A 17,697-nucleotide genomic window follows, 5' to 3' on the forward strand; every position below is an offset into this window, starting at 1 on the left:
CTCAACCTGCCTTCATCGAAAGGCCGGTAGCGGCGTCGAAGACGCGCACCGACGACGTAGTGGGGGCGATGACAGCGGTGTCGCCGATAGTCAGTCCGACATCATTGTCGAACACCGTTTTCACAGCCGCCTCGCCCTGGCCGAGATGAACGATGGTGCGCGCACCGATCCGTTCGACAAAGGTCACCGGCATTGCGAGCCCCTGCCCATTCTGCACCAACGTCGCCTGTTCAGGCCGGAATCCGTAAAGCACCTCGCCGCGCGCACCGCGCATGGCCATCGCGAGTTCGCCCGGCAGCGGCGGCGTGACGCCCAGCGGTCCGAGATCGATGACCAGTCCGCGGTCGCTCTCCGCCGGCCTGCCCTTGAGCAGATTCATGCCCGGCGCACCGATAAAGCGGGCGACGAAGACATTGGCCGGATCGTTGTAGACTTCGAGCGGCGTGCCGACCTGCTGCAGCACGCCATGATCCATGACCGCGATGCGGTCGGCCATGGTCATCGCCTCGAGCTGGTCGTGGGTGACATAGACCATGGTCTGGCGGAACTGGCGCTGCAGCTGCTTCAGTTCGGTGCGCATGACGGCCCGGAAAGCGGCGTCGACATTGGACAGCGGCTCGTCGAGCAGGAAGATCGCCGGCTCCATGATCGCCGAGCGGCCGATCGCCACCCGCTGCAATATGTTGACCGACAGCCTGTCGGCCTTGCGGTCGAGCAGCGGCGTCAGCTGCAGCATCTCAGCGATAGCGCCGACACGGCGGTCGATCTCGGCTTTGGCAGCCCCTCGCATTTTTGGTCCATAGGCAAGGTTCTGGCGCACCGTCATATGCGTGAAGATGGCGTAGTTCTGGAAGACGAAGCCGACGCCGCGCCGGCCCATCGGCACGCCGGCCATGTCGCGCTCGCCAAACAGGATCTTGCCGCCGGTCGGCTCTTCCATGCCGGCGATCATGTTCATCGTCGTCGACTTGCCGCAGCCCGACGGGCCGAGCAGCGCCATGAACTCGCCGTCTGATATTGCCAGGTCCATGGTCTTGAGCGCGGTAAAGTCGCCGAATTTCTTGACCAGGTTCTGCAAGTGGATCGCGCTCATGCCGCTACCTCGCGTGCCCGCGCCATGCGCTTCATGGCAAACACCGCGACGATCGACAGCACGACCAGAATGGCCAGCGCGATCGCCGCCACATAGCCCCAGATCAAATCCTGAGTGGTGAGCTTGTAGATGTAGACCGAGATGGTTTCGGTGGCGACGCCTGGACCGCCGCCGGTCATGATGTAGAGCGTGTCGAAGATCTTGAAGTTCTCGATCACCCGGATCGCCAGCGCGATGATGATGATCGTCTTCATCTTCGGCAGCACGATGGTGACGAAGCGCTGCCAGGGATTGGCGCCGAGCAGCGTCGCCGCCTTGATCTGATCCTCCGGCACGCCGACCAGACCGGCAAGCAGGATGAGGAACATCAGCGGCGTCCACTGCCAGATGTCGGCGACCATCACCGCGATCAGCGCCAGAGTCGGATCCGACAGCCAGGCGATGGTGACGGGAGATCCGGTGAGCGCCGACAAGATGTCGTTCACCGGCCCTCCCGACTGGAACAGCATGAAGAACATGTAGCCGGCCACCGCCGGCACCACCATCATCGGCATCAGCAGGATCGAATAGAAGGCGCGCTTGCCCGGGAAATCGTCGGCAAACAGCGTCGCCAGCGCCAGCCCAAGCAGGAATTCCGCCGGCACGCAGACGATCATGACAATGACCGTACGCTTCAGCGCGCTCCAGAAGCGCGCGTCGGCGGCGAGATCGGTGTAGTTGGCAAAGCTGTTCCACATCGACCAGGCGTTCCACCAGCCGGTGCCCGACAGCGGCGACCAGTCGGTGACGCTGATGTAGAGCTGCATCAACAGCGGGAAGGCCGAGATGAACAGCACCAGGATCTGCGCAGGCAATGTCAGCCGGAAACCCAGCCTTGCGCCCTCATCGCGCGAAACCGGCTTTGCTCCGACGGCTTTCATCTCATCCTTGGACGTCATGGCAGTCACCGCGCTCATTGCTTGAGCGCCCCGAACGTCAACCCGCGCACAAGATGGCGCTGAATGGCGATGCCCATGATCACCGGCGGCACGGCCGCGATCAGGCCAAGCGCCGCCTTGGCGCCATAGAGCTGCCCGGTCATCGAGGAGGATAGCGAGGCCATGTAGACCGGGATCGTCACCCATTCGCGCGTCGTCAGAAGCAGCGCGATCAGATAGTCCGACCAGTTGAGGATGAAGACGAAGAGCGCGGCACTGGCCAGCGGCGCGCGCATCATCGGCAGCGTGATGCGGGTGAAGACGCGCAGCCGCGAACAGCCTTCGACAAGCGCTGCCTCCTCGATCTCGCGCGGCATGTCGTCGAAGAAGGTCTTCATCAGCCAGAAGGCGAACGGCAAGGTGACGATGCCGTAGATCAGCGCCAGGCCCCACCAGCTGTCGGTGAAGTTGAGGAAAGCCCACATGATCATCACCGGGATCATGACCGCCATCGGCGGAAAGATCCTGAGTTGGATCAGCGCCAGCGGCAGGTTCTGGCCGGAGCCGAAACGCGACAGCCCATAAGCCGCGGCAGTGCCCGCCGACATGGCGATCACCGTGCCGAAAACCGCCGACAGCAGCGACGCGAGGATCGGCTTCAGCGCGTTACGGTCGAGCGCGACGATCAAATTGTTGGTCGACTCGCCGAAGACGAAACGGAAATTGCTGAGCGTCGGGTTCTGCGGCCACCAGGTCAGTTCGGCGCCGGTCGCCGACCATTCGGCGATCGGCTTGAACGCCATCGATACCATCCACAGGATCGGCACCAGCGTCACCGCCATGGCCGCGAAGATCGCCGCATAGCGGAATATCAGGAAAGGAACGGAACGCTTCATCTGGCGGCTTTGCTGGTGGCGTTGTGGGCGGAGGGGAGAAGCAAGCTCCTCCCCTCCTTCGATATGATCCAGGGAGAAGGATCAGACGATTGGATCGAGAACTGTCGGCCAGGCCTCCTTGTTGGTCTTGATGGCTTCGAGCAGTTTGTCCTCGCCGGTGCGCCGGGCGATCTTCTTCCACTCTGCCTCGGTGTCGGCCATCGCCTGCTCCGATGTCTTGGCCTTGGTCAGCGCCGCCATCAGGTTCTCGTCGAGCGCATTGTGGAAGGCTGTCGCGCCGGGATAGTTGATGGTCGGCACGGTGCGGGCGACCGTCTCGCGCACGACGTCCATGTGGTAGGCATGATAGGTCTGGCGCACCAGCGGATCGGAGAAGTCCGAAAGCCGGAACGGGTCCAGATAACCGCCGGGGTTGGCACTCATCCAGGCATAGATGCGGGCCGAGCCCAGCCATTGCAGCAGGAGGTAGGCGACCTCCTGGTTCTTCGACTGTGACGAGACCATGCCGGTCAGCGAAAACCACAGCACGGAACGGCTGATCAGCTTGCCGCCGATCTCGCGGCCGGGCGGCAGCATCGAGCCGATCTTGCCGGTGACGGCTGAATCCTTGTTGCCGGCATTGTCGAGGAATTTCGGCAGGTTGGAGAAGGCGCAGGTCATCGCCGCACCACCCTTGGCGAAGTTGCCGTATTGCTCCGGCCAGCCCCAGGAGATCGCATCCGGCGAATGATGCGCGAGCGAAGCAACATATTCGTTGGTGGCGGCGATGCCTTGCTCGGAATTGATCATCGGCTTGCCGTCATCGCCAAACAGGAACTGGTTGGGCGAAGCCATCGAGACATAGCGCTGGTACCAGTTCGTGTAGCCCCAGCCCTGGTTGCGCAGGTCGGTCGAGCCGAACAGGCCCTTGTCCGGTCGCTGGAAGAAGGCGGCGATGTCGCCATGCTGCTTCCAGGTCTTCGGCGGCGCCAGATCGTAGCCGTATTTGTCCTTGAAGGCCTTCTTCTCGGCTTCGTCGCCGAACAGGTCGGTGCGGTAGACCCAGGTCTGGAAGTCGCCGTCCAGCGACACGCCATAGTTCGAGCCGCGGTATTTGTTGAGCAGCGACACGCCCTTGGCGCCGTTGACATAGCCGCTGACGGGATCGTCCCATTCAGGCTTATGCTGCGCGACAAAGTCGTCGAGCTTGGCGATGCCGCCGGTTTCGGCGAGGTCGCCGAGGCGGTTCCATTCGGTCGAGTAGATGTCGTAGGCCCCACCCTTGGTGGAGATGTCCTGCATCGTCTTGGTGAATTCCTGGCCGTTCGGCAGACCGACGATTTCGATCGCGATGCCGGTTTCCTTTTCCCACAGCTCCTTGATCGACGGCGCACCGGCCGGGAACGGCTGCGTGAGCTGGCCGATCGAGCCGTCGGACAGGCCGAGCACGATCTTGGTCGGCGCCTTGCCGGCGCCCTTCAGCGCCTTCGCCGCCTCGATGGCGCGGCCTTCCGGTGTATCGGCGCCATACTGGTAGCGCTCGGCCCCTTCGAAGCCCGTCGGGCCGCCGATCATGCCTGGCGCCAGCGCGTCGGCCGCATAGGCACGGCCGGGACGAATGAATTGGGGTGCGATACCAGCAGCGGCCATCATGACGGCCGCCTTTCCTCCAGATGCCAGCAGCCGGCGCCGCGAGATGCGGATCAAGTCAGACATTGAAACTCCTCCCTCAGGGCCACGTTTCCTCCACGACCCTTATGAGGGATATTGACGACAGCATGGCAAGGCTGTCAACATCATAAATAATCAAAACACATCATAACATCGCAATATGGCAAGGAAATGCACAAAAACGGGATCCATCCGTCAAGCCGGATGCCTCAATTTGAGGGCACCCGACCCTTCCCGGCCCTGCGCAGCCCTGCCGGACCATTTGATTTAGCCCGGCGGCTTGCACATCGGCCAAGGGCGGATACATCATTTCCCATCAGAATCGCCGATGACGCGGAAGCCGTCACCAGCCGATCCGACGCATGCAGGAGATGAAAGACGGTGCGTTCCACCCTGACTGACATAGCCCGGGAGGCCGGCGTCTCGGCCGCCACCGTCGACCGCGTGCTCAACAACCGGCCCGGCGTACGGGCGCGGACGCGGGAAATCGTGCTCGAAATGGCGCAGCGCCTCGGCTACATCGCCGAAGGCCCGAACGGCACGCCGCCACGGCCCTCGCCCGGCGAGGTCATCCGGCTCGACTTCGCCCTGCCGGCCGGCACCAATTCCTTCATCAAGATGCTGCGCCGCCACATCGAGGCACAGGCTCTGGCGCGGCCCGACCTCGATGTTCGTATCGCCACCATAGAGGGCTTCAATCCTGACCGGCTCGCTCGCCTGCTGCAGGATCTGCGCGGACAGACGCAAGGCGTCGGCGTCATCGCACTCGACCATCCGACGGTGCGCGAAGCGATCCGCTCCCTGTCGGCCAACGACATCAAGGTGGTGACCATCGCTTCCGACATCCTGCATGTGCCCAGGGTCGCGTATATCGGCATCGACAACCGCGCCGCCGGGCGGCTGGCCGGCTATCTGCTCAACCGCTTCATGGGATCGGGGCGTCCGGGCAAGGTGGCGCTGTTCGCAGGTTCGCTGTCCTATCGCGGCCACGAAGAACGCGAGATGGGGTTCCGCCACGTGCTGACCGAGGAATCACCCAATCTGCAGATCGTCGAAATGCGCGAAATGCTCGACGATCGCGAGAAGGCCTATTCGGAGGCATCGGCCCTGCTGGAGCGGCACCCCGACCTTGCCGCGATCTACAATGTCGGTGCCGGCAACACCGGCATCGCCCGCGCGCTCAAGGAGCGCGACCGCGCCCAGTCCATGGTCTTCCTCGGCCACGAAGTGACGGACGGGACCAAGGACCTTCTGCTCGACGGCACGCTCGACGCTGTCATCGACCAGAACCCGCGCGTCGAGGCCCGCGAAGCGCTCAACACCCTGATCCATGCGGTCCGGGGACTGCCCTATGAACTGCACCAACCAAGGCTGCAGGTGATCTTCAAGGAGAACATCCCGGAGATTTGACCTGTACGAGGCGGCGCCGCAAAGCGCCCGCCCGCTCGATGCTTCTAGTCTATTGGACGGCAGCGACTTCAGCCGCGGCGCCATCGACAAAGCTCTTGTCGACCCATTTGCCATAGTCGATCGAGCCCTTCAGCAGCCCGGCGCTGGCCATGAATTTCTCCTCGCCTTGCAAGGCGGCGATCGCGCCGTCCGTGAGTTTCGGATCCTGATGGAACACCCCGTCGGCATAGGTCTTGCGGACGGATTTTTCCGATGACTTGGTGGCCTCGACAAAGGTCTTGATCGTCTGGTCCGGATGGGCATCGGCCCAACGCGAAATCTCGATATCGACCTTCAGCAGCCGCTTGACCAGATCGGGATATTTCGCCGCGAAGGCGCCGTTGACCGAGATGACGTTGGGCACGTTCCATTCCGGATGAGTGCTGGTGTCGAACAGGACGCGCGCCTCGCCGGTGTCGACCAGCTTGGCCGCCGTCGAATCGGTCTCGACAATGGCGTCGATATCGCCGCGCAGCAACGCCGGGCCGGATGCCTCGAACGGCAGGTTCAGACCTTCGACGTCACCGGTGGTCAGGCCGACGCTGTTCAGCGCCTTGCTGAAGTTCGAATGCCGCACCGTGCCGGTGAGATAGGCGACCTTCTTGCCCCTGAGATCCTGCAGCGTCTTCAGCGGCGAGCCGGTCTTGACGACGATGTAGGAACCGCCGGCCTTCACATAGCTCGACAGGCCGATCAGCTTGACGTCGGCGCCGGACGCAGCAACCCGCAGCGCCGGATTGTTGCCGGTATAGGTGAATTCGATTGCACCGGTGGCCAGCGCGGTCGTCGCCTCCGAACCACCATTGAAAGTCACCAGTTCGACCTTGATGCCGTCCTTGGCGAATTCCTTCTCCCACCAGCCGTCCTTCTGGGCGATGATGAATTTGAGATGCCCCGGCGCCGTGCTGCCGATGCGGATAATTTCAGGCTTGTCCTGCGCGAAGGCAGGCATGCCGCCAAGGCCGATGACGACGGCAATAGCGCCCTTCAGCAGCAGCCGGCGAAGGGCGTCGAATGGAATGTTGGGCATGGGAAAAATCCTTCCTGGTTGGAATGAATGGACCGCTTAAATGAGCGAGGTCTCGGACTGGCCTTTCCAGGCTGTTGCCCAGCGCTCGAACCAGACGAGCAGGTAGTTGACGGTCAGGCCGATGACGGTCAGCGTCAGGATGCCGGCATACATGTCGGCCGTTTCCATCATCAGCTGCGAGTTCTGGATGAGGAAACCGAGGCCGGATTTGGCCGCCAGCATCTCGGCGCCGATGACCGCGAACAGCGAGGATTTCACCGCCAGCCGGGCGCCGGCGACGATCGAGGGAATGCTGGCCGGCAGGATGACTTTGCGGAACAGATCGAAGTCGGACGTACCCATCGAGCGCGCCGCCTTGATCAGCAGCGGATCCACCGACTTGACGCCACTGATCGTGTTGACGAGGAGAAAGAAAACCGAGGAGTAGAAGGTGATCGCGACCTTCGATTCCTCACCGATGCCGAGCAACAGGATGAACACCGGCAGCAGTGCGAATTGCGATGTGTTTCGCAGCGTCTGCACCAGGAGGTCGGAAAGCTTCTCGAACAACGAATAGCGCCCCATCAACAGACCGAGGGGGATGGCCACCGCCACGCCGAGTGTGAAGCCGATCGCAGCGCGCTGCAGGCTGATGCCGATATGCTCGATCAGCACGCCCGAAGCGAGCAGCGCCCACCAGGCGACCAGGACCTCGCTCAGCGGCGGAAAGAAGATGCGGTTCAGCCAGCCGAGCCGGGGCGCGATCTCCCACAGCAGGAAGAACAGGCCGAGCAGCGGCAGCCCATAGAGGAGCGTGCCGTGGCTTGCTTTCTTGCTCCGGATCTTGGCGCTGGCCTTGATGGCCGGGACCCTGGCGGCGGCGACCGTTTCGCCAGCGCCGGCAAACAGGTGGAGCGCTCCCGCGGAGCCAAACTTCTCGGTCAGATAGGCCATTGGTCCAGCTCCTCAGTGACTGAAGGCTGGCGACAGGGTCCAGTCCTTCTGCGCCTTGTTGACCTCGTCGCGCAGCACGTCCCAGACGCGAGCGCGATATAGATTGAATTCGGCGCTGGCGCGGATGTCGCCGTCGCGCGGCCGTGGCAGGTCGATGTCGATGATCTCCTTCACCGCGCCCGGCCGCGCTGTCATCACCACGACGCGGTCGGCGAGGAAGATCGCCTCGTCGATCGAGTGGGTGACAAAAATCACCGTGGTGTTGATCTTGCCCCAGATCCGCAGCAGCTCGCCTTGCAGAAGCTCGCGCGTCTGCTGGTCGAGCGCCGCGAACGGCTCGTCCATCAGCAGCACTTCCGGGTTGCTGGCCAGCGCACGCGCGATCGCCACACGCTGCTGCATGCCGCCGGACAGCTGGTTGGGAAAACGGTCCTCGAAACCGGCAAGGCCGAACAGCGCCAACAGATGGCGGGCTGTGGCGGCACGCTCGGCCTTGGCTACGCCGCGCACTTCCAGCGCATATTCGATGTTGGCGAGCGCCGTGCGCCAGGGAAACAGCGCATATTGCTGGAAGACATAGCCGGTCTTTGGATCGGGCCTGGTGATGCGCCTGCCGTCGAGCTGGACGTTGCCGTCGGTCGCCTGCGTCAGCCCGCCAATGATATCGAGCAGCACCGACTTGCCCGAGCCGCTCGGGCCGACCAGCGTGATGAACTCGCCCTTGCGGATGGAAAGATCGACGCCGTCGAGCACGGTGACGCGGTCGGTCGCCTCGCCATCCACGGTGACGAACTGCCCCAGCTTGAGCTGGAAGGTCTTGCTGATGTCGCTGACGACGATCCGGTCCATGTTCGGGCGATCCATATCTGTCTCCGATCGGTTCACTGCGCCACGCGGATGCGGTGCGTCGGGTCGAATTCCGAGCCGCCCGCCTTGCCGCGCTTCCAGCCAAGCGCGCGGGCATAGGAGCCGAACATCTGGCGGGCGTCGGCCTGAGCTTCCGTGATGCCGGTCGGCCCTTCGGCGAACTCGGCCACGTAAAGCGCGTCGGTCGGGCAATAGATCTCGCAAAGAAAGCAGGTCTGGCAGTCCTCCTGGCGAGCGATCACCGGCACGCCATTGTCGGTCGCGTCGAAGACGTTGGCCGGGCACACCTTGACGCAGATGTCGCATTCGACGCAGCGCGTGGCCGAGACGATCTCGATCATGACGCCAGCTCCGCCAGCCGCTCAGGCGCACCTGCGATGCGGAACGCATCCACACCGGTGATGACCAGCCGGTGCGCGAAGGCCGGGCTCTTGCCCGGCAGATCGGTGCGGCGGTGCATGCCGCGGCTCTCGGTGCGGTGCAGCGCGGCGGCCACGGACCAACGCCCAGCAGCGGCGATCGAAGCTGCCTCTCGGGTACGGACCCGGTCCAGCCCCTCGCCTTGCAGATGGCTGCGCACGTCGCGCCAGACACTCTCCAGCCGCTCGCCGCTTTTCTCCAGGGCCTCGCCAGTGCGGAAGAAATTCTTGTCGAGCGGCGTGACTTCGCTACGCACCGCCTCGATAACTTCGCCCGCCGAGATGTCGGCCCTCGCCGATGATGCAGGACGCAAGCCGGCCTGGCCGAGCGATTGCACCGCGCTGCGGAACGCCTTGCCGGTCCGGCGCTTGGCATGGGTCGAGGCACCTTTGCCGGCCCACCAGCCGCTGGCCAGCGCCCAGGATGAATTGACGGCGCCGCCGCCTGATACCGCACCGGTCATCATCTCGCGGCTGGCGGCATCGCCGGCAACATAGAGGCCGGGCACGCCGGTGGCGCAATCGTCGGAGACGATTTCGATGCCGCCGGTGCCGCGCACCGTGCCTTCGGCGCGCAAGGTGATGCGGAACAGTTCGCTGAACGGATCGATGCCGGCGCGGTCATAGGGCACGAAGCAGTTCGGCTGGCCCTGGCGCAGCCAGCCTTGCAGCGCCGGCTCGGCTTGATCGAGCCGCGCATAGACCGGGCCGTCGATCAGCGCACGCGCCACTTCCTCCTCGCGGTCGCCGATGCCGTTTCGCAGAGGCTCGCCGGTCGGCCCGAGGATCGGCGAACCATCCTCGCGATGGAACGAGGCCCAGCGGAACGGCAGGCCCTTGTTCAATGAGGAGCCATAGGGCGCCAGCGTGTACTTGCCGGTGAACTCCATGCCCGACAGGCTGGCGCCGGCTTCCGCCGCCATCAGATAGCCGTCGCCGGTCAGCCCGGTCGCGCCGAGGATGCGCTCGCGGAAAGCGCAGCCGCCCGTCGCCAGCACCACCGCGTTGGCGTCGACGCGCCAGTCCTGGCCGATCTGCCGGGCGACACCGGCGGCGCCAACGATGGCATCGCCGTCGGACAGAAGTTCGAGCGCCGGGTGATGGTCGAGCACGGTGACGCCGGCCAACAGCACCCGGCGGCGCATGAAGCGCATGTAGTCCGGCCCGCGCAGATTGGCGATGTAGAGCCGGCCGTCATCCTCGCTCGGAAAGGGATAGCCCCATTCGGACAGCCTGAGCAGATTGCGGTAGGCGGTATCGACGCAGCGCAGCATCCAGCGCGGGTCGGCGAGTTCGCCGGTGCGCTGCCAACGCCGCTCAACGACGGCATGCCTGTTGTCGCCCGGCGGCACGCACCAGGTGCCGGTGTTGGAGGGCGCGGTGGCGCCACTGGTGCCAAGATAACCTTTGTCGGCCAGCACCACCTTGGCGCCGCTCTCGGCCGCAGCGACAGCCGCCCAGGCCGCTGACGGACCTCCGCCCAGCACCAGCACGTCGGCCTGGAGCAGCAAGCTGTCAGAAACGGATTTTTGCGGCTTGGGCATGGATACCTGGCGAATGCGTCGAGGACGGCGCTAGGCCGCGCGGGCCGCGCTGGAAGACCAGACCGGCTCGTTGCCGGCGCTCCACTTGATGTTGCAGCCGATCGACGGCACCTGGCTGGCAGTGGGCCTGCCGCCCTCCAGCACCGTGTCGACCGCTGCCCGCAGATCGTCACCGGTCACCGGCTTGCCATTACCCGGCCGCGCATCGTCGAACTGGCCGTGATAGGCGAGCCGCCGGTCGGCATCGAACAGGAAGAAGTCGGGTGTGCAGGCGGCGCCGTAGGCCTTCGCCGTCTGCTGCGACGCGTCCTTGAGATAGGGGAAGGAATAGCCGAATTTTTCGGCCTCTTCGCCGATGCGGGCCAGCGTCTCCTCCGGATGCGCCTCATGGTCATTGGCGTTGATCGCCACCACTTGCAGCCCCTTGCCCGCATAATCCCTGGCGAAAGCGGCAAGCTGCTCACGGATCAGCACGACGAACGGGCAGCGGTTGGAGATGAAGGCGACGAGCAAGGCCGGCTTGGCGTCGAAATCGGCGAGGCGGTGCAGCACGCCTTGCGCGTCGGGCAGCAGGAAATCGGCCGCCCTGGTGCCGAGGTCGATCGGATTGGACTCTGTCTTCGGCATCGATGCGCGCTCCCTTTGTGCAGCCGGTTTTCACAGGCCAAGGTGCGAGCGCCTCGAACGTTCGCAGTTAGTCTATGAATTTAGTATAATTATAGGCTGGAGAGCACATTCACGGTCAACCGCGCGGCTTAGAATATCGTGCCAATGTTTCAGGCCGAGCCGCCAAGTTTGTTCGGGCGGAAGCCGATCCGGAGAAATCCGCACGGACAGGATTTATCAAGCGCAACGAGTTCGACGACGAATTGGTACTGCCCAGCCGAAACGCCTTGCGATTTTCGCGACGTCATTCCCCTTCCGGATAGAGCGCCTTCGCCAGGTCGCGGATCGCATCTGATGTGCGCGGGCCGAAGCCGATCATGTAGGCGCCGTCAAGCACGACCAGCGCCTTGTTGGCCGCCGCAGGCGTTGCCGCCAGCGCGCGGTTGCCGAACACCTGCTCGGGCGTTGGCCCGCCCTTGCCGTCGCTCATCATCAGGATGACATCGGGCGCCATCTCGACCAGCTTTTCCTCCGACGCCGCCTTGTAGCCCTGCACGATGTCCATCGGGTTGAGGCCGCCGGCATAGCGGATGATAGCGTCGGCCGAGGTGCCGGCGCCGGCTGCACTCAACTTCACCAGGCCATGGAAGAACACCACTTTCTTGCGCCGCTCTGGTGGAATTTTCGAGGCGAGATCGGCGGCAGCCTGAAAGGCGGTGAGCACTTCGGCGGAAACCGCCTTGCCCTTGTCCTCGAGCCCAAGGCTGGCGGCGATCAGGGTGATCTTGCGCTCGATGCCTTGCGGGCTGTTGTCCTGCGGGACGAAGACGATCGGGATCGCCAGCGACTTCAAGACCTCGACCGCTTCAGGAGGGCCGCTGTCTTCGGCGGCCAGGATCAGGTCGGGGCGCAGGCTGGCCAGCCCCTCGACCGAAAGCTGACGGCGGTAGCCGACATTGGGTTTTTGCGCGACGTCAGGCGGATATTTGCTGCCGCGATCGACAGCGACGATTCGCTCGCCGGCCCCGAGCGCGTGGACGATCTCGGTGACGTCGGAGCCCAGCGTCAGGATCCTGGTTGCCGGTCCCGGCGCGACGGGGCGGCCCAGCGCGTCGACAACGGTCTCGGCGGCCAGCGCCTTGAAACCACAGGAAGGCGCCAGCACCGACAGCGTCAGAAGCAGCACCGCCGCGATCCTGCCCGGTTGCAACCAGCCGATCCTCTTGCCATCGCCCACACTTCCGACCATGCCGCTGCTCCAGTGCCAAATGCTTCTCGATGACGGTCGGCTATAAATTTAAAGTTGACTTATGTCATCATGTTTTAATATGTGACCCCTGCCCCGGCCCGCCTGGTCGAGGGATTCTCGATCATGCCAGCCAAGGCCCTTCAGCCACCGCCAGCAGTTTTGCTTTTGCTTGGGGGCTGCATGACTATGACAACGACAACAAACACGACCTTGATGGCGAGCACCGCGCTCGCCTTCGTGCTCGGCCTCTGCGCCGTGCCTTTTGCCAACGCGCAGGAACAGGACCAGGAGAAAAAGGCCGCCGCCAAGGCCGGCCGCCTGGCGCCGGCCAATCCCGCGCAGAACCAGCCGGCGACCATGCTCGACGTGATCACCATCTCGGCGACGATGATCAAGACGGCGGTGATCGAATCGATGGCCGCCATCAGCGCCATCGATCAGGACGAACTCGACCGCATCCAGCCCGACACCGCCGCCGACATCTTCCGCACCACGCCGGGCGTCGCTGCCTCGATGAATGGCGACGATCCCGCAACCGCCATCAACATCCGCGGCCTGGAACAATATGGCCGCGTCGTCGTCACCCTCGACGGCGCCCGCCAGGACTATTGGCGCGTCGGTCATGGCTCTGGCTCGTTCTATGTCGAACCCGATCTGATCAAGGAAGCCACCGTCATTCGCGGCCCGGTGTCGAATGCCTATGGCTCGGGCGGCATCGGCGGCGTCGTCTCCTTCGAGACCAAGGATGCCGGTGATTTCCTCAAGAAGGATGAACGCTGGGCGCTGAGCGAGAAGCTCGGCTACGAGGATAATGGCGACGGCTTCACCACCAGCACCACCGGCGCCTACCGCTTCAGCGACGACGCCGACATCATCGGCAACCTCATCTACCGCGACCGCGACAGCTACACCGACGGCAATGGCGAAACCGTGCCATGGACCGGTGAGCGGGTGACCAGCGGCTATCTGAAGACGACTCTGCGCCCGGCCGATGGCCACAAGCTGAAGCTCGGTGCCATCCTGCAGCGCTACAACGACCAGATCAGCGGATCGAGCGGCTCGACCTCGCCGACACTGAGCCGCTACGACACCAACACCACCAACCAGACCTACACCGCCGCCTATACCTGGAAGCCCGACGACAACGCGCTGATCGACTTCAGCGCCAATGCCTATCACAACCGCACCCGCGCCGAGCAGACGCAGGTCGCGCCCGCCTCAGGGATCGGCAATTTCCGTTTCTATGATGTCGCCACCTCGGGCTTCAACGTGAAGAACTCCTCGCGCTTCGACGCCTGGGGGCTGGCCCACACGCTGACCTACGGACTCGATTACTACTATCTCGAAGCCTCCTCGGAAGCGGCGCATTTCGGCGCTGGCCAACAGCAGGGCTATGGCGGCTTCCTGCAGTGGCAGGGCGATTACGAGGACTGGCTGCAGGCCATAGCTGCGATGCGCTATGACGGCTACCAGCTCGATGGCGAGACGCGCATCCCGTCGCCACAGGAAGCCTCGATCTCCGGCGATCGCTGGTCGCCGCGCCTCACCGTCGGCGTCACGCCGTTTGACGGCTTTCAGCTCTATGGCACCTACTCCGAAGGCTACCGGGCGCCTGGCCTGCAGGATGTCTTCCGTGGCGGCGGCGCGCATGGCGGCGGCGACACCTATCGGCCCAATCTCCTGCTGCAGCCCGAAACGGCGAAGAGCTGGGAAGCCGGCATCAATGTCAAATACGATGATTTGCTGACGCCGGGCGACCGGTTGCGCGCCAAGCTCAACGTCTTCCACACCGACGTCGAGGACTATATCGACGTCGACCTCACCGTCCTGCCGCGCACGGCAATCAACATCGGCGACGCCCGCCTGAAGGGCGTCGAGGCCGAGATGGTCTATGAGTACAACTGGGGTTTCGTGAACCTCGCCGGTGCGCTGATCAACGCCAAGGTCGTCAGCGGCGTCTATTCCGGCCAGGCGCTGAACAACACGCCGCTCGACCGCTTCTCGGCCACAATCGGCTTTCGCATGCTGGAGGACCAGCTCACGGTCGGCGCGCAATATCTCAGCGTCGGCAAGATCACCCGCACCAGCCGCACCAATCCCAACGCCGTGCCGATTGTCGACGACGCCTTCGATCTGGTCAATGTCTTCGCCAACTGGCGCGTCAACGACAACCTCAAGCTCGATTTCGGCGTCGATAACATCTTCAACACCGCCTACACCGACCCGCAAAGCGCATGGTCGACCTCGGCGGCAACCGAACAGGGCAAGGGCCGCACCTTCAAGGTGGCCCTCACCGGCAGGATCGGAGGCTGACAATGAACGAAGCATCGGTGCGTGAACTGGCCTGCGAGGCGCGGCTCAACCTGAGGCGTCTGCCGGACTACATGGACAGCATCTCAGACAGGCTGCGGAGCTTCGAGGCCGATGCCTCGCATGAGGGAAAGCGCATCGATTTCCGCTTTGCCTTCGGCGGGGCCTCTTTCGACATGGAACGGCTGGTAATGCGGGCCAATGCTGCCGACCGCGACGGGCTCGCCCGTATCAAGGACCTGCTGGCCACAGCCGTACAGGTCTACGCCAAGGAGGAAAACCCCGAGATCGTCTGGACCGGCGATCTCTCAGGCGAAACCAGCCTCGCCCAGTTCCGCGAGATGGTGGTGACGGATATTCGCGACCTCACCCCGCACATGCGCCGCATCCGGCTGGCCGGCGAGAATCTCTCGCGTTTCACCAAATTCGGCGGCATGCACATCCGCATGCTGTTTCCGACCAGGGAGGTGCCCGATCCGCTGTGGCCAGTGCTGGGCGGCAATGGCCTGCCGGCTTGGCCCGCCGACGACCGGCGCCCGGTGGCGCGCGTCTACACCATCCGCACGCTCGACGTGGAAACGGGCCTCATCGACGTCGACTTCCTGATCCATCCGGGTGACAGCGTCGGCTCCGCCTGGGCCATGCAGGCAGTGCCCGGCATGAAGGTTGGCATCATGGGGCCGGTCGGCCGTCCGGTGCGGCAGGCAGAATGGTATGTCTTGGGCGCCGACGAAACCGGCTTGCCGGCGCTGGCGCGGCTGCTGGAGACGCTACCGGCCGAGACAAAGGGCGTCGCCTTTGTCGAGATCGCCAATGATGGCGAAAGGCAAGCGATCAACAATGCCACCCGCATCGAAGTGCATTGGCTGACACGGGATGGCGTGGCGGCGGGCGAGGACAGACTGCTCGCCGAGGCTGTCCGCTCGGTGGCCTGGCCGCAAGGCGGCTCGGCCTTCGGCTGGTTCGCGGCGGAAGCCGCTGCCGCCAAGATCGTGCGCGAATACTGGCGCGACACGCTGGGCCTTGGTCGCGATCAAACGCTGGCGGCCGCCTATTGGCGGCGTGGCTCTGCCGGATTGATGGCAGGGTGAACTCTGATGATCGGCCCGCCGTCTTTGCCGATGCCGATATCAATTTGATCACCGGAGACAAGGTTCGAAATATCGCACACCACCAGCGGCATGCGGATGTCATAAAGAAACTCGGCAACGATGGCGCCGACCGCCAGGATCGGGTCCGGCCGCTCCAGAAGAATCCCGGTTGGCGCGGTTCCCCTGCGGATCGCCTCGGCCAGGACCGAGGATGAAGACGATGAGCCGCGCCCGCTCGGCATGACCAGGATCTTGCCAGCGACATTCTGGCCGAGACCGGGATGCGAATGGTCTGTTATGTCGCCCGTCTCGGCATCGATGCCGCCCCAGAAGCTCAGCGGTTGCGAATACACCAGCGCCTGGCCCCTGGCTTCGCCGGCCAACTGGAAGATGCCGGTTCGTTCCACCGGTCGCGTCATGAGGCGCTCCGCACGACATGCCCGACGGCAGCGGAGCGGATGCAATCCTCCATCTCGGCGAAGGCGACGGACACGCCGATATTGCCCGGCGCGTAATGCGCCCATTTGCCGGAATTGGTCATGACCACGCCGTCGAGGCGTTCCAGGATCGATGTGACATAGGTGCAGGTATCGGCGACCGGGATCAGACCGAACGCCTCCATGCCCACCAGCGCGCCCTCCTCCTGCAGTCTCGCCAGGGTCGCACGGCCCGTGTTGACATAGATCGGGATGCGCCTTTCGGGTGCTGCCTCGCGCAGCAACGGCAACAGTCGCATCCATTCCTCATGCGAAAAATGCGGCGTGCCGAGCGACACGGCCGCTAGCGGCGCGCCATCCGGCACGCTCGATAGCCTGGCCAGCGCATGGCCGATATCGGCGCGGGTGATGCGGATCGTCTCGTCAGGCGCATGACCCTGGAACGCCTCATCGAGCGTCATCGCTTCCGGCGTGATGCCGACCGCATGGAACAGCGCCACAGCACCCGTCGTTGCAGCCGCCGCACCCAGCGCCTTCAGCTGGTCCTCGTCACGCGGCCGCGGCAGACCGGCAATCACCGGAACGCGGTCGCCACTCGCTTGCCCAATGAATAGCCCGACGCCGACGAAAAGGCTGTCACTCAGCTCGCCGTCTGGAACATCCAGTTCGAACAGGATCCGGCCGCGCCGGTTCTCGCTCAGATGCAGGCCCCAGGCCGGCGCGCGGCCGGTCATGGCGCAGCACAGATCGATGAAATCGCCATAGCGGTTGGTGCGCGCGCCGATCACCGAATTGGCAAAGACGATGGCGTTGGACTCACCCCAGGCGATCTGCTGGCCAAAGCTTGGCCGAAAGCGCGTCTGGTAGGGCGCGCAGGTGAAGGTCGCCTGGCAGCCGAGTTCCAGATGCGCCTTCATCAGCCGCCGCGCCGGCACCTCTTCCGCTAGGGGCATCTTGGCCATGCCGGGATGGATGAGATCGAACGAACCGACATTCAGCGTCGTCGGCACCTGAACGCGGCCACCGCCTTCGACCAGCCGCTCGACGAAATCGAGACCGGCCTTGCCGTGGTAGAGACAGCCATCGATATGGGCGCCGGTAATGTCGAGCAGGCTGCCCGCACCGACCGCATTGGAAAACCCTGCCAGGATTTTCATGGCAGCGGCGGCGGACGAGCCCTGCTCGCCATCGAGCATGGCTCGGTCC

16 protein-coding genes are annotated in these 17,697 nt (G+C 64.2%); 3 read left to right on the forward strand and 13 right to left on the reverse strand.

Annotated elements, in window-relative coordinates; all coding sequences use genetic code 11:
• Position 1: 1 nt before the first annotated feature.
• The 4 genes from EOB80_RS28080 to EOB80_RS28095 all read right to left on the reverse strand — a co-directional run bounded on the left by EOB80_RS28080 (position 2) and on the right by EOB80_RS28095 (position 4,601).
• On the reverse strand, positions 2 to 1,093 hold the full coding sequence (locus EOB80_RS28080; RefSeq protein WP_127331044.1) for an ABC transporter ATP-binding protein: 1,092 nt from the start codon (positions 1,091 to 1,093) through the stop codon (positions 2 to 4).
• A complete protein-coding gene (locus EOB80_RS28085; protein WP_127331046.1) occupies positions 1,090 to 2,049 on the reverse strand; it encodes a sugar ABC transporter permease in 960 nt (319 codons plus the stop codon). Before EOB80_RS28085 ends, EOB80_RS28080 begins: the two co-directional genes overlap by 4 nt.
• Entirely contained in the window at positions 2,046 to 2,906 is an 861-nt protein-coding gene (locus tag EOB80_RS28090) for a carbohydrate ABC transporter permease (RefSeq protein WP_127331048.1), read from the reverse strand. The genes EOB80_RS28085 and EOB80_RS28090 overlap by 4 nt, the downstream gene beginning before the upstream one ends.
• A gap of 81 nt (positions 2,907 to 2,987) precedes the next feature.
• Positions 2,988 to 4,601, reverse strand: a complete 1,614-nt coding sequence (locus tag EOB80_RS28095) for an extracellular solute-binding protein (protein WP_127331050.1) — start codon at positions 4,599 to 4,601, stop codon at positions 2,988 to 2,990.
• Between the two features lie 336 nt (positions 4,602 to 4,937).
• Here EOB80_RS28095 and EOB80_RS28100 point away from each other — a divergent pair, with 336 nt between their 5' ends.
• On the forward strand, positions 4,938 to 5,966 hold the full coding sequence (locus EOB80_RS28100; protein WP_127331052.1) for a LacI family DNA-binding transcriptional regulator: 1,029 nt from the start codon (positions 4,938 to 4,940) through the stop codon (positions 5,964 to 5,966).
• A gap of 49 nt (positions 5,967 to 6,015) precedes the next feature.
• Here the strand turns inward: EOB80_RS28100 and EOB80_RS28105 are convergent, their stop codons facing one another.
• The 7 genes from EOB80_RS28105 to EOB80_RS28135 form a co-directional block, all read right to left on the reverse strand.
• Positions 6,016 to 7,035: an aliphatic sulfonate ABC transporter substrate-binding protein gene (locus tag EOB80_RS28105; RefSeq protein ID WP_127331054.1), complete on the reverse strand. Its 1,020-nt coding sequence runs from the start codon at positions 7,033 to 7,035 to the stop codon at positions 6,016 to 6,018.
• A 36-nt stretch (positions 7,036 to 7,071) separates the two neighbouring features.
• A complete protein-coding gene (locus EOB80_RS28110) occupies positions 7,072 to 7,968 on the reverse strand; it encodes an ABC transporter permease (protein WP_127331056.1) in 897 nt (298 codons plus the stop codon).
• Positions 7,969 to 7,980: 12 nt separating this feature from the next.
• Positions 7,981 to 8,817, reverse strand: coding sequence for an ABC transporter ATP-binding protein (locus EOB80_RS28115; protein ID WP_127331104.1), 837 nt, complete (start codon positions 8,815 to 8,817; stop codon positions 7,981 to 7,983).
• Positions 8,818 to 8,849: 32 nt separating this feature from the next.
• A complete protein-coding gene (locus tag EOB80_RS28120) occupies positions 8,850 to 9,176 on the reverse strand; it encodes a ferredoxin family protein (RefSeq protein ID WP_127270526.1) in 327 nt (108 codons plus the stop codon).
• The gene (locus tag EOB80_RS28125) at positions 9,173 to 10,798 is read right to left on the reverse strand and encodes an FAD-binding protein (RefSeq protein WP_127331058.1); all 1,626 of its coding nucleotides are present in this window, start codon (positions 10,796 to 10,798) and stop codon (positions 9,173 to 9,175) included. Before EOB80_RS28125 ends, EOB80_RS28120 begins: the two co-directional genes overlap by 4 nt.
• A gap of 30 nt (positions 10,799 to 10,828) precedes the next feature.
• Complete coding sequence (locus EOB80_RS28130; RefSeq protein ID WP_127331060.1) at positions 10,829 to 11,425, reverse strand: thioredoxin family protein; 597 nt, start codon at positions 11,423 to 11,425, stop codon at positions 10,829 to 10,831.
• 283 nt (positions 11,426 to 11,708) lie between these two features.
• Positions 11,709 to 12,653: an ABC transporter substrate-binding protein gene (locus tag EOB80_RS28135; protein WP_127331062.1), complete on the reverse strand. Its 945-nt coding sequence runs from the start codon at positions 12,651 to 12,653 to the stop codon at positions 11,709 to 11,711.
• Between the two features lie 186 nt (positions 12,654 to 12,839).
• Between EOB80_RS28135 and EOB80_RS28140 the strand changes: the two genes are divergently transcribed.
• Positions 12,840 to 14,966, forward strand: a complete 2,127-nt coding sequence (locus tag EOB80_RS28140) for a TonB-dependent hemoglobin/transferrin/lactoferrin family receptor (protein WP_127331064.1) — start codon at positions 12,840 to 12,842, stop codon at positions 14,964 to 14,966.
• Between the two features lie 2 nt (positions 14,967 to 14,968).
• Positions 14,969 to 16,054: a siderophore-interacting protein gene (locus EOB80_RS28145; RefSeq protein ID WP_127331066.1), complete on the forward strand. Its 1,086-nt coding sequence runs from the start codon at positions 14,969 to 14,971 to the stop codon at positions 16,052 to 16,054.
• Here the strand turns inward: EOB80_RS28145 and EOB80_RS28150 are convergent.
• Both EOB80_RS28150 and EOB80_RS28155 read right to left on the reverse strand, forming a co-directional pair.
• Positions 16,015 to 16,473, reverse strand: coding sequence for a DUF126 domain-containing protein (locus EOB80_RS28150; RefSeq protein ID WP_127331068.1), 459 nt, complete (start codon positions 16,471 to 16,473; stop codon positions 16,015 to 16,017). The genes EOB80_RS28145 and EOB80_RS28150 overlap by 40 nt on opposite strands.
• The coding region (locus tag EOB80_RS28155) for an aconitase X (protein ID WP_245466467.1) at positions 16,470 to 17,697 on the reverse strand (1,228 nt) is incomplete at its 5' end. The genes EOB80_RS28155 and EOB80_RS28150, both read right to left, overlap by 4 nt.

The sequence above is a fragment of the Mesorhizobium sp. M7A.F.Ca.MR.245.00.0.0 genome (genome assembly GCF_003997415.1).
Classification (GTDB): Bacteria; Pseudomonadota; Alphaproteobacteria; order Rhizobiales; family Rhizobiaceae; genus Mesorhizobium.

Excerpts from the sequence above, each read along its gene's own strand:
- EOB80_RS28080 (WP_127331044.1), bottom strand. The coding sequence starts at position 1,093 with ATGAGCGCGATCCACTTGCAGAACCTGGTCAAGAAATTCGGCGACTTT.
- EOB80_RS28085 (WP_127331046.1), bottom strand. The coding sequence starts at position 2,049 with ATGAGCGCGGTGACTGCCATGACGTCCAAGGATGAGATGAAAGCCGTC.
- EOB80_RS28090 (WP_127331048.1), bottom strand. The coding sequence starts at position 2,906 with ATGAAGCGTTCCGTTCCTTTCCTGATATTCCGCTATGCGGCGATCTTC.
- EOB80_RS28095 (WP_127331050.1), bottom strand. The coding sequence starts at position 4,601 with ATGTCTGACTTGATCCGCATCTCGCGGCGCCGGCTGCTGGCATCTGGA.
- EOB80_RS28105 (WP_127331054.1), bottom strand. The coding sequence starts at position 7,035 with ATGCCCAACATTCCATTCGACGCCCTTCGCCGGCTGCTGCTGAAGGGC.
- EOB80_RS28110 (WP_127331056.1), bottom strand. The coding sequence starts at position 7,968 with ATGGCCTATCTGACCGAGAAGTTTGGCTCCGCGGGAGCGCTCCACCTG.
- EOB80_RS28115 (WP_127331104.1), bottom strand. The coding sequence starts at position 8,817 with ATGGACCGGATCGTCGTCAGCGACATCAGCAAGACCTTCCAGCTCAAG.
- EOB80_RS28120 (WP_127270526.1), bottom strand. The coding sequence starts at position 9,176 with ATGATCGAGATCGTCTCGGCCACGCGCTGCGTCGAATGCGACATCTGC.
- EOB80_RS28125 (WP_127331058.1), bottom strand. The coding sequence starts at position 10,798 with ATGCCCAAGCCGCAAAAATCCGTTTCTGACAGCTTGCTGCTCCAGGCC.
- EOB80_RS28130 (WP_127331060.1), bottom strand. The coding sequence starts at position 11,425 with ATGCCGAAGACAGAGTCCAATCCGATCGACCTCGGCACCAGGGCGGCC.
- EOB80_RS28135 (WP_127331062.1), bottom strand. The coding sequence starts at position 12,653 with ATGGTCGGAAGTGTGGGCGATGGCAAGAGGATCGGCTGGTTGCAACCG.
- EOB80_RS28140 (WP_127331064.1), top strand. The coding sequence starts at position 12,840 with ATGACAACGACAACAAACACGACCTTGATGGCGAGCACCGCGCTCGCC.
- EOB80_RS28145 (WP_127331066.1), top strand. The coding sequence starts at position 14,969 with ATGAACGAAGCATCGGTGCGTGAACTGGCCTGCGAGGCGCGGCTCAAC.
- EOB80_RS28150 (WP_127331068.1), bottom strand. The coding sequence starts at position 16,473 with ATGACGCGACCGGTGGAACGAACCGGCATCTTCCAGTTGGCCGGCGAA.